This is a genomic window from Dactylosporangium sp. CS-047395 (genome assembly GCF_050942185.1).
In the GTDB taxonomy this organism is placed as follows: Bacteria; Actinomycetota; Actinomycetes; order Mycobacteriales; family Micromonosporaceae; genus Dactylosporangium.
The window spans coordinates 7,712,985-7,723,508 of record NZ_CP192015.1 but is presented as its reverse complement, the minus strand read 5'-3'; the positions used below and the strand labels follow the sequence as shown (position 1 = coordinate 7,723,508).

Genomic DNA, 10,524 nt, shown 5'->3' with positions numbered 1-10,524 from the left:
CGCCGACCTCTCCGCCAAGCTCGCCGACCCGGGCGACGCCTGCTACGCCGCGCTCGCCTTCGAGGCGCTGCACCACCGCCCGCTGGTCGCCCAGATGCTGCACGAGTGGCTGCCGCACCGCCTCGCGGCCGCGGACCTGTCCCCGGCGGACTTCACGGCGGCGCTGCACGCCGTGGTGGAGCGGCAGCTGTTCCTTGCCCTGCACGCCGCCCCGCCGCGCTGGTTCACCGAGGGGGCCGCACGGGCGCCCTATCCGGCCCTGCCGCTGCTGGGTTCCCTTTCGGTGTACAGCCTGAATCTCGTCGTGCTCAGCGCGGTCCTCGGCGGGATCGCCGTGGCGGACACCCCTTCCGACGACGCGACCTCGGACTGGGCGCGGCTCACCTCGCTGTGGCGCTCCTGGTTCCCGTCGAAGTCCCTGCTCGGCCTGGCCGGCGTCATTCACGGCACCCGGAACGGAACGACCGTCGAATTCCACCGCGCGACCGGCGTCGAGTACGGCGGGCCGGAGGTGGCGCGGGACGCGGTGTACGAGGCCGCCGTGGTCGCGGTCGGGCTGGCCGACGACCTGACCGCGGGGCTGGCCACGTATCTGGTCGGCCGCTCCGAGCCGGGCGGCCACGTGATGATGCGGCGGGCCCTGGACTTCCTGGACGCTGCGGGCTTCGACACGCACTGGGAGCGGCTGGCGCTGGACGTGCGCGAGGGTGGGGTGCTGCCGCCGAACCTGGACATCGTGCCGAACTCGGCGTTCGCCGATGCCGTCCTGCTGGCCGGCTCCCAGGCGTTGCCGGAGGTCTGGGAGGCTCCGGGCACGCTCGCCGAGCTCGAGCGCCTGCCGCCGGTCGACGCCGGCACGCTGATCGGCGTGACGGCGGCTACGAACCAGCTCTGGCTGATGAACCAGCTCAGGCTGGTCTCCCGGCGGGACGAGCCGCTGCGCTCGCCGGTCGCGGGGCCCTCCTGCGCGCCGCGCGGTACGGCAACGCCTGGCCGGACCCGCCAGAGCTGGCCCTCGGCGGGGCCACCCTCGAGGCCGCAGTCCAGTACGCGCTCATCCTCGCGCAGGCGGGCCGGGACCTCGACGCCGTCGATCGGACGATCGCCGGGCTCATCGGTGTGCCCGAGCGTGTCGCCGCGCTGCCCGAGGAGACCTGGCTGGAGCTGCTGCGCCTCCTCGACCGCCTCCCACACTCGGCGGCCGCGCTGCTCGACGCCGTGGCCGGGTCCGCGGATGAGCGTCACGTCCTGGCCCGGCTCGTCGTGGACCCGCGGGCCTGGACCGACGACAACTGGGCCGCGTACGACGTCGTCGGCCAGGCCGGGGCCGCGGTGCTCGCCGTGCTGCTCCGGGCGGCCCGTCGGCACGGCACCGCGCAGGCATTCGTCGAGTTCCTGGAGCACCCGGCCGACGACCTCCGGCCCGGCATCCGGCGCCGGCTCGGTCTCGCGGCGGAGCCGTCCGGGCACGACCCCGATCTGCCCGGTGACCTGGAGTGGTTGTTGCGGGAGCTCGGCGCTAGCGGAACAGCGCGATCGTGAAGTCGCCGCCGTCCGGGTGGTAGCTGTGGTCGATCCGCCAGCGGGTGGTGAGGGCGGCGGCGAAGCGGGCCAGGACGGCCGGGTCGGCGTACAGCTCGTCGGCCGCTCGCGCCTCCGGGGGGCGCTGGGCGCTGAGGAAGGTGACGGCCGCGGCTCGGCGGGAAATGTCGTACGCGTGTTCTAAAATGCTGAGGTAGTAGAGGGGATCGGCCGGATCGGCGAACTGGAAGATCCCGCTGGCGAACACGAAGTCGTAGCGGCCGCCGGGGGCCTGGCCCGGTGGGAGCAGCGACACCTCGGGGACGCCGCGGGACTCGGCCAGGGCGACCATCCGCGGGTCCAGGTCGACGCCGGTGTAGTCCAGCGGGAGGTGCATGGCGCGGAGGTGGAAGAACAGGTCGCCGGGGCCGCAGCCCCAGTCGAGGACGGTGCCGCCGGCGTAGTCCGCGGTGCGGGTGAGGGCGTCGAAGCGGGCGCGCTGCAGTTCGGCGCTGCCCCAGCCGGCGACGCGCCACGACGGGCCGTCGAGGCCGGCGTGGAAGGCGGCGATCGTCTCGGCCCGCCCGGTCCGGGCTCGATCCGGCCCGTCGTGGTCGGCGCCGTCGTGGTCGGGGCCGTCGTGGTCGGGGGAGTCAGGCATCGAGGGGCTCCGCGCGGTTCAGGATCTCGTCGACGGTTTCGGACGGGTGAGGCCGGTCGGCGCGCCTTCGGTCGCTTGGGTTGCCTCGCCGGTCGGGCTGCCGGGCGGCGAGCTGCCATGCGGACCGCTCGGGACGCGGGGCCGGCGCAGGTGTGCGAGGCTGGTTCTCGGACCAGGACGCGGCCACCGGAACCTGAAGCACATCCCGCCGGTCGGAGTTCGAACCCGGGCCGGGTGCGCGGGAGCCGGCGATCGCCGAGGAGATCGTGTGCTTCGCCACGATGGTCAAGTCCTGCACAGTTGGTAGGGTAGGACTGCCGGCAATACCCGTGCGGGAGAGATCGCTGGGCAGGAACACAGCGACGCCGAAGGGGCAAATCCTCCCCGGAACCTCTCAGGCACAAAGGACCGCATCGGGTTGGCACCTCTGGAGTAAGCGACAGAGGGGGAGGACGCGCATCCGTCCGCCCCTGTCCGCGACCCAGAGAGTGTGGCTATATGTCCAATTTTGCCGCGCGGCACATCGGCCCCAGCGCCGACGAGCAGGCCCGCATGCTCAAGACCGTCGGGTACGAGACGGTCGAAGAGCTCATGAGCGCCGCCATCCCCGGCTCGATCCGGTGGCACCAGCCGCTCGAGCTTCCGCCGGCCGCGTCCGAGGCTGAGGTGCTCGCCGAGCTGCGGGCGCTCGCGGCGGCGAACCGGCCGCTCGTGTCGATGATCGGCGTCGGGTACTACGGGACGCACACCCCGCCCGTGATCGTGCGCAACGTGCTCGAGGACCCGGCGTGGTACACGGCCTACACACCGTACCAACCGGAAATCTCTCAGGGGCGGCTCGAAGCGCTGCTGAACTTCCAGACCGTCGTGGCCGACCTGACCGGGCTGCCCGTCGCCGGTGCGTCGCTGCTGGACGAGGCGACCGCGGCCGCGGAGGCGATGACGCTCGCGCGGCGCTCCTCCAAGGTCAAGGCCGACGTGTACGTCGTGGACGCCGACGTCCTGCCGCAGACGCTCGCCGTCATCCGGACCCGGGCCGAGCCGCTCGGCATCGAGGTGCGGGTGCTCGAGCTGGGCGCCGAGGAGCTGCCGGAGGCGTTCTTCGGGCTGCACCTGCAGTACCCGGGCGCGTCCGGGGCGGTCCGCGACCACGAGGCGCTCGTCGCGCTGGCCCACGAGCGGGGCGCGATCGTCACCGTCGCCGCCGACCTGCTGGCCCTGTGCGTGCTGCGCGAGCCGGGCGCGATCGGCGCGGACGTCGCCGTCGGCAGCGCCCAGCGCCTCGGCGTGCCGATGGGCTTCGGCGGCCCGCACGCCGGGTACATCTCGGTCCGCCAGGGCCTCGAGCGCACCCTGCCCGGCCGGCTCGTCGGCGTGTCGAAGGACGCGGGCGGCGCCCCGGCCTACCGCCTCGCGCTGCAGACCCGCGAGCAGCACATCCGCCGCGAGAAGGCGACCAGCAACATCTGCACCGCGCAGGTGCTGCTCGCCGTCACCTCCAGCATGTACGCGGTCTACCACGGCCCCGACGGGCTGCGGGAGATCGCGGCGCGCACCCACGACATGGCCGTCCGGCTGGCCGCGGGGCTGCGCGCGGGCGGGATCACCGTCGAGCACGGTGCCTTCTTCGACACGATTTCCGCGGTTGTACCGTCCGGTGCCGACGCCGTCGTCGCCGCAGCCGCGGAGCGCGGGATCAACCTGCGGCGCGTCGACGCCGACCGGATCGGGATCGCCTGCGACGAGACGACCACCTTCGGCCACCTGCGCGACGTGCTCGCCGCGTTCGGTCTCGGGCACGCCGACGTCACCGGGCTCGACACCACCGACGCGGTCCCGGCCGAGCTGCGCCGCGCGTCGTCCTACCTGACGCACCCGGTGTTCTCCAGCCACCGCTCGGAGACGGCGATGCTGCGGTACCTGCGCAAGCTCTCGGACAAGGACTACGCGCTCGACCGCGGCATGATCCCGCTGGGCTCCTGCACCATGAAGCTCAACGCGACGGCCGAGATGGAGCCGATCACCTGGCCCGAGTTCGCCGACGTGCACCCGTTCGCGCCGGTCGAGCAGACCCAGGGGTACCGCCGGCTGATCGCGGACCTCGAGCGCTGGCTGGCCGAGGTCACCGGGTACGACGCCGTGAGCCTGCAGCCCAACGCCGGGTCGCAGGGGGAGCTGGCGGGGTTGCTGGCGATCAGGGGGTACCACCTGGATCGCGGTGACACCGAACGGGACATGTGCCTGATCCCGTCGAGCGCCCACGGCACCAACGCGGCGAGCGCGGTCATGGCCGGCATGCGGGTCGCGGTGGTGGCCTGCGACGAGCTCGGCAACGTCGACCTCGCCGACCTGGACCGGAAGATCGAGCAGCACCGCGACCGGCTCGCCGCGATCATGGTGACGTACCCGTCGACGCACGGCGTGTACGAGACCGCGATCGCGGAGCTGTGCGGCAAGGTCCACGCGGCCGGCGGGCAGGTCTACGTCGACGGCGCGAACCTCAACGCGCTGCTCGGCTTCGCCAAGCCCGGCAAGTTCGGCGCGGACGTGTCGCACCTGAACCTGCACAAGACGTTCTGCATCCCGCACGGCGGCGGCGGCCCGGGCGTCGGGCCGGTGGCGGTCCGCGCGCACCTGGCGAAGTACCTGCCCTCGCACCCGTTCCTGGCCGATTCAGCGCCGGTCGGACCGGTGTCGGCGGCACCGTTCGGCTCGGCCGGCATCCTGCCGATCCCGTGGGCGTACCTGCGGCTGATGGGCCCCGACGGGCTGACCCGCGCGACGGCGACGGCGGTCCTGGCGGCGAACTACGTGGCGGCCCGGCTGCGTGAGCACTACCCGGTGCTCTACAGCGGCGCGGAGCACCTCGTGGCCCACGAGTGCATCCTGGACCTGCGGGGGATCACCCGGGTCAGCGGCGTGACGGTGGCCGACGTGGCCAAGCGGCTCATCGACTACGGCTTCCACGCCCCGACGATGTCGTTCCCGGTCGCCGGCACCCTCATGGTCGAGCCGACCGAGAGCGAGGACCTGGGGGAGCTGGACCGCTTCTGCGACGCGATGATCGCGATCAAGGAGGAGATCGACCGGGTCGCGGCGGGCGAGTGGCCGGCCGGCGACAACCCGCTCGTCAACGCGCCGCACACGGCGGCGGTGGTCACGGCCGATGCCTGGGAGCACGCCTATCCGCGCACGGTGGCGGCGTACCCGAGCGCTTCGGCGCGGGAGGCGAAGTACTGGCCGCCGGTCCGCCGGATCGACGACAGCTACGGGGACCGCAACCTGGTGTGTGCGTGTCCCCCCACCTCCGCTTACGAAGAGTGACCTCTTCGTAGCTACGGAGCGTTACCGGGGTCCGGCGCCGACAAGCGTGTGCGGTGCCGGGCCGCGGTGCGGCTCGATCACGGAGCAATCGGGCAGAAGCTCACCGGTGTCCTCGAAGACGATCACGCCGTTGCAGAGCAGGCTCCAGCCTTGCTCGGGGTGGCTGGCCGCGGTCCGGGCGGCTTCGCGATCGCTGTCTTCGGCGGTCGGACAGGCTGGCTGGTGCTGGCAGAGCATCGGGGGTCTCCGATTTGAGAGGTTCAGTTGAGGCCTGTGTGGTTGTTCACATGACCAGTGATGCACGCTACTACGGCCAACGACACTATTCCGAACATGTGACGGCACAACTTGGGGATAATCCACCCTTTGTATGAGCACACTAGGACCGGTCGTCGGGTACGGGCCCGGGTCTGTGGATCTTCACCCGCCCGGGCTACGCACGGCGTGTCGCGGACGTATCTGGGAGCGCTCCCGGCTTGAATGGTACGCCCGTGACGGCGGAGACCCACTTCAATTACTTTCCGAGTTCGCGGCATCGCACGGCGTACAAATTGCCGACATCTCGGCGTCACCCACGGTCACCAATTCGTTCATCTGTGGGATTTCGGTCCTGTTGTCGCCACCCTGGGTAACACCCTCGCCGGCACCCTCCGTACCCGATCTGGTCGCCGTGGCGTACTCCCACGACTCACCCCCACCCTCCCGCGGCCCCTCCGGGTGGCCCCGGACAGCGGGTGCGACGCGTGAAAGCCTCACGTTCGCTTCGCCATTTGCTGGAAGCGACATATCCCTCTTTGGCGACAAATCGGGCGTTATGCATCTCGGCCCGTGGACGCCGAGTTGGACGGAGGCCGAGCACGCGGCCGCGGTCGACGAGGTACGCGCGGCGATCGCGCGCGGCGACGTGTACGTGGTGAACCTGGTCGGCCACGCCAGCGCTCCGCTGTACGGCGACCCTTCGTCGGCGCTCGCCCGCGTCGCGGCGCTGCCGGGCGCGCGCTACGGCGGCGTGCTGCGCGGCGAACGCTGGTGGGTCGCGACCGCCTCGCCGGAGACCCTGGTCGCGGTGGCCGGCGGCCGGGCCGTGACCCGCCCGATCAAGGGCACCCGCCCCGCCACGCCCGCCGGCCGCGCCGAACTCCTGGCCTCGGCCAAGGAGCGCGCCGAGCACATCATGATCGTCGACCTCGAGCGCAACGACCTGGGCCGCGTCGCCGAGGTCGGCTCGGTCCGCGTCGACGAGCTGTTCGCGCTGCGCCGCTGGTCCGGCCTGTGGCAGGCCGAGTCGACGGTGAGCGCCCGGCTCGCCCCGGGCGTCGGCCTGCCCGACCTGCTCGCCGCGGTCTGGCCCGGCGGCTCGGTGACCGGCGCGCCCAAGCTGGCCGCGATCGACGTCGCCACCCGCCTCGAACCGGCCGGCCGCGGCCCGAGCATGGGCGCCTGCGGCTGGATCGGCCACGGCCCACCGGCTTCCGGCGCGCCGCACGGCGCCTTGGAGATCGACCTCGGCCTCACCATCCGCACGGTCGCGGTCGCCGACGGTCGCGCGCACCTGTGGGCCGGCGGCGGCATCGTCTGGGACAGCGACCCGGCCGCCGAGGTCGCGGAGGCGGCCGCGAAGACCGCCCCGATCAAGCGGGCACTGCGCGGCCGATGACCGCACCTATGCTCGGGTCCATGCCGCCGCTCAACAGCCGGATGCTCGGCCTGCTCGACGAGGTCCTGCACGACGAGCGAGCCACGATCCGCATGATCGAGGCGGCGGGCCGCGCCATCGCGGCCGAGGCGCGGTGTCACCTCGCCATTCCCGTCGACGACAAGCGGCCCAACCACGAACCTGCCGAGGTGGTGACCGCGCGGGCGATCGCGTTCGCCCGCCGGATCGGCGACCTGGTCGTGCTCGAGGACGAGCTCGCCGCAGCATGGGACGAGCGGCGCGACGGGCGGCTCGGCGACGAGTCCTTCGAAGCCGTGCTCGACCGCGTCGCGGCGGGCCTCGACGCCTGGCGGCCCGACCTGTCCACGGGCGACCGCTAGCGGCGACCGCTAGTGGTGGTCTCGGCGTAGCAGGATCTCGAACGCCGGCTCCGCCGGACCCGGGTCCTGGTGGAACGACGCGAACACCGTGCACGTCAGCGGCGCGTCCGGCGTGGTGATCCGGTGCGCGGTGAGATACGGCGAGTCCCAGTGCACCCGCGGCAGGTTCTCACTCGGCCCGAAGCACGCGTCCAGCTCGCCCCGGGTCAGCCCGGCCGCGGCGAAGCGCACCGCGACCGACCCGAGCCCGGCCCTTTCGTTCATGTGCAGCTGCAGCCACGCCGTCCCCGGCGGTGACGGGTGCACGAAGAGCCTTCCCAGGTCGTCCTGGGTCGGCGCCGGCAGGCCGAGCAGCGCCGCCACCTCCGCCGCATGCTCCGTCGTCACCCCGCAGATCCGCCGGGCCCACGTCCACAGCAGATCCGTCGTCACGGGACGAGCCACCAGATCAAGCAGATGATTCGGTACCGGCGGTCGCCGCCACACCCGCGGCCAGTCGTCGAGGTCCGCGTGCTCCGCCCCGTCCACGATGAGCGTGTACAGCGGTTCCGCCGGGAAGTCGTTCACCCGCACGGTGAGGGTTCGCCCGTCGACCTCGGCGTGGTACGGGAACTCGCCGTCGCCCGAGTGCTCCCACGCGATCGGGCGCTCGGTCAGGGCGGTCGGTTCGGTCATGACGGTCCTCTGAAGGGCAAAGCAGACCCCGATGAACGGCAAAGCAGACCCCGACAGCGTAGGCGGTGAGTGCAAACGCACAGTTGAGGGCCGTCACAGTCGCCCCGAAACCCGCTCCCCGGCCGATAGCGTGAAGGTCGTTATGCGCCGCTACCTCATGTGGAGCGTCGGGCTCCTCGCGTACATCGTCGCCGTCTTCCACCGTTCCAGCCTCGGCGTGGCCGGGGTCGAGGCCGCCGATCGTCTCGGCGTCGGCACCGCGCTGCTGTCGATGCTCTCGGTGGCCCAGCTCGCCGTGTACGCGGGCATGCAGATACCGGTCGGCGTGCTGCTGGACCGGTTCGGCTCCCGCCGCCTGCTCATCGCCGGCGGCGCCCTGATGCTGGCCGGCCAGCTGGTCTTCGCCTTCGCCGGCGACATCGGCACGGCCATCGCCGCCCGAGTCCTGATCGGCATCGGCGACGCGATGACGTTCATCAGCGTGCTGCGCATCGTCGCGCTGTGGTTCCCGCCCCGCAAGAACCCACTCATGGTCCAGCTGACGGGCATGGTCGGGCAGCTCGGCGCCCTTTCCTCCGCGGTACCACTGGTGCTCCTGCTCCGCCACGCCGGCTGGACGGCGACCTTCCTGGCCGCGGCCGCCCTCGGCGCCGTGGCGGTCCTGCTGGTCGTGCTGACGCTGCGGGACCGCCCCGACCCGGCGGACGAACCGGCCCCGGCCGCGAAGCGCGAGCTCGGCCTACGCCACTCCTGGTCGCACCCCGGCACCCGGCTCGGCCTGTGGACCCATTTCGTCACCGGCTTCCCGGGCGGCGTGTTCGCGCTGCTGTGGGGCTACCCGTTCCTGACCCAGGGCGAGGGTCTGGCCCCGGACACCGCCGCGCTGCTGCTGTCCCTGCTCACCATCGGCGGCATCGTGCTCGGCCCGCTGGTCGGCCACTTCTGCGGGCGGCTGCCGTACCACCGCTCGACCTTGGTCCTGGCCATCGTCGGCGCCTCCGCTGCGGCCTGGACCGTGGTCCTGCTCTGGCCCGGCCGCGCCCCGCTGTGGGTCCTGACCGCCCTGATCGTCGTCCTGACCACGAGCGGCCCGGGTTCGATGATCGGCTTCGACTACGCCCGCTCCTTCAACCCGTCCACCCGCATCGGCGGCGCCACCGGCATCGTCAACGTGGGCAGCTTCGTCGCCTCAATCGTCCTGATCGTCGCCATCGGCGTCCTGCTGGACCTGCAGACCCCGGCCGGCGCCGCGCATCCTTCGCTGGGCGCGTTCCGGTGGGCGTTCGCCGTGCAGTACCTGCTGTGGGCCCTCGGCGCGGTGCAGGTGTACCGCTACCGCCGCACCACCCGCCGCCGCCTCGTCGCCGAGGACCTCGCCCTGGCCACCGCCTAGCCGGTGCCCACCCCGTCTCGCCGCACGTCTACGTACGCGCCCATTCGCCGCACTTCTCGGAATGGAACGCGTAGTCGGACGACCTGATCGAGACCTGGACGCGCCGCGCGGAGCGGATGAATCCGTTCTCGATGATCGACCCTGCTTTGTCCTGGCGTTCCCAGTAGCATCCACTGATCTCGCCTTCGACAAAGTACGTCCCGGGCGCGATCTCCTTGCCGACGAGGAAGGTGCCCGCACCGAAACGCTTACCCGCCGCCCGCTGGTCGGCCTTCACCTTGCCTCGCTGGACGGCTTGGCGCCATGCGTTCGCGTAAGGGTGACCAGGGCAGAGGACCAGGGCGGCATTGATCTCCGAGATCTGTGACTCACTGGCCGCGTAGCCCGCGCTGGCGTAGACATCATCGGGACTCACCGCCCCGCAGATCGCGTACAACGTCTTGATGTCATGTTCGGTGTATCCGGATGTCTTGTAGGCCGTTTCTTCCAGCTGGCTGAATGGAGCCGTATTGCGCACAGCCTCGCAGGAGTATGGCTTGGCCACCCACAGGTGGCCGAAGTCCGGGGCGGAGTCCACGCTCGACTTCACGACAAATATGGATCTGGTGCGGAAATCCTTGTCCATTGCGCACGTGATCGTCGCCTCTGGCGGTGGTGTGTTCGTGGGGTCATCCGGGTAGACGTCGATGGAGTCGCTTAAGCCATCGCCATCGCGGTCCGATGCCGGCGACGCCGAAATCGGCGCCTGAACGAACGTCGGCGTACGCTCGGGTCCGGCACTTGCAGCCGGGTGTTGTGAACAGGCGGAGGCGCCAATCAAGAGGACGACCACTGCCATCAGCGCGGCACGCACTTGCTTGGTCGTCATGCCGGCCCCAATCGTTCCGGAATGCATCCAAGGAAAGCCAGACAC

Annotated in this window: 9 protein-coding genes and 1 riboswitch; of the genes, 4 read left to right on the top strand and 5 right to left on the bottom strand. The window is 71.6% G+C overall.

Features of this window, described 5'->3' with window-relative positions; genetic code table 11:
• Positions 1-1,519 precede the first annotated feature (1,519 nt).
• Together ACQP00_RS36415 and ACQP00_RS36410 are read right to left on the bottom strand one after the other, a co-directional pair.
• Positions 1,520-2,182: a class I SAM-dependent methyltransferase gene (locus tag ACQP00_RS36415; RefSeq protein ID WP_433204704.1), complete on the bottom strand. Its 663-nt coding sequence runs from the start codon at positions 2,180-2,182 to the stop codon at positions 1,520-1,522.
• Positions 2,175-2,480 (bottom strand): hypothetical protein, encoded by a 306-nt coding sequence (locus ACQP00_RS36410; RefSeq protein WP_433204701.1) that lies wholly within the window; start codon positions 2,478-2,480, stop codon positions 2,175-2,177. Before ACQP00_RS36410 ends, ACQP00_RS36415 begins: the two co-directional genes overlap by 8 nt.
• Positions 2,481-2,504: 24 nt before the next feature.
• Positions 2,505-2,603: riboswitch (glycine riboswitch) on the top strand.
• Between the two features lie 77 nt (positions 2,604-2,680).
• Between ACQP00_RS36410 and gcvP the strand changes: the two genes are divergently transcribed.
• The gene (gene gcvP, locus ACQP00_RS36405; RefSeq protein WP_433204698.1) at positions 2,681-5,506 is read left to right on the top strand and encodes an aminomethyl-transferring glycine dehydrogenase; all 2,826 of its coding nucleotides are present in this window, start codon (positions 2,681-2,683) and stop codon (positions 5,504-5,506) included.
• Between the two features lie 21 nt (positions 5,507-5,527).
• Here the strand turns inward: gcvP and ACQP00_RS36400 are convergent, their stop codons facing one another.
• Positions 5,528-5,743, bottom strand: a complete 216-nt coding sequence (locus ACQP00_RS36400) for a DUF5999 family protein (protein ID WP_433204695.1) — start codon at positions 5,741-5,743, stop codon at positions 5,528-5,530.
• 133 nt (positions 5,744-5,876) lie between these two features.
• On the opposite strand from ACQP00_RS36400, the gene ACQP00_RS36395 reads away from it, so the two are divergent.
• Together ACQP00_RS36395 and ACQP00_RS36390 are read left to right on the top strand one after the other, a co-directional pair.
• Entirely contained in the window at positions 5,877-7,163 is a 1,287-nt protein-coding gene (locus tag ACQP00_RS36395; RefSeq protein ID WP_433204692.1) for a chorismate-binding protein, read from the top strand.
• A 20-nt stretch (positions 7,164-7,183) separates the two neighbouring features.
• Positions 7,184-7,543, top strand: coding sequence for a hypothetical protein (locus tag ACQP00_RS36390; RefSeq protein ID WP_433204689.1), 360 nt, complete (start codon positions 7,184-7,186; stop codon positions 7,541-7,543).
• Between the two features lie 9 nt (positions 7,544-7,552).
• Here ACQP00_RS36390 and ACQP00_RS36385 read toward each other — a convergent pair whose 3' ends face one another.
• Complete coding sequence (locus ACQP00_RS36385) at positions 7,553-8,218, bottom strand: hypothetical protein (RefSeq protein ID WP_433204686.1); 666 nt, start codon at positions 8,216-8,218, stop codon at positions 7,553-7,555.
• Positions 8,219-8,360: 142 nt separating this feature from the next.
• Here ACQP00_RS36385 and ACQP00_RS36380 point away from each other — a divergent pair, with 142 nt between their 5' ends.
• Positions 8,361-9,611, top strand: coding sequence for an MFS transporter (locus tag ACQP00_RS36380; RefSeq protein ID WP_433204683.1), 1,251 nt, complete (start codon positions 8,361-8,363; stop codon positions 9,609-9,611).
• A 28-nt stretch (positions 9,612-9,639) separates the two neighbouring features.
• Here ACQP00_RS36380 and ACQP00_RS36375 read toward each other — a convergent pair whose 3' ends face one another.
• Positions 9,640-10,479, bottom strand: a complete 840-nt coding sequence (locus ACQP00_RS36375; protein WP_433204680.1) for a hypothetical protein — start codon at positions 10,477-10,479, stop codon at positions 9,640-9,642.
• Positions 10,480-10,524: the final 45 nt, after the last annotated feature.

Coding starts and splice junctions, on each gene's coding strand:
- ACQP00_RS36415 (WP_433204704.1), bottom strand. CDS start 2,182: ATGCCTGACTCCCCCGACCACGACGGCCCCGACCACGACGGCGCCGAC.
- gcvP (WP_433204698.1), top strand. CDS start 2,681: ATGTCCAATTTTGCCGCGCGGCACATCGGCCCCAGCGCCGACGAGCAG.
- ACQP00_RS36400 (WP_433204695.1), bottom strand. CDS start 5,743: ATGCTCTGCCAGCACCAGCCAGCCTGTCCGACCGCCGAAGACAGCGAT.
- ACQP00_RS36395 (WP_433204692.1), top strand. CDS start 5,877: ATGAGCACACTAGGACCGGTCGTCGGGTACGGGCCCGGGTCTGTGGAT.
- ACQP00_RS36390 (WP_433204689.1), top strand. CDS start 7,184: ATGCCGCCGCTCAACAGCCGGATGCTCGGCCTGCTCGACGAGGTCCTG.
- ACQP00_RS36385 (WP_433204686.1), bottom strand. CDS start 8,218: ATGACCGAACCGACCGCCCTGACCGAGCGCCCGATCGCGTGGGAGCAC.
- ACQP00_RS36380 (WP_433204683.1), top strand. CDS start 8,361: ATGCGCCGCTACCTCATGTGGAGCGTCGGGCTCCTCGCGTACATCGTC.
- ACQP00_RS36375 (WP_433204680.1), bottom strand. CDS start 10,479: ATGACGACCAAGCAAGTGCGTGCCGCGCTGATGGCAGTGGTCGTCCTC.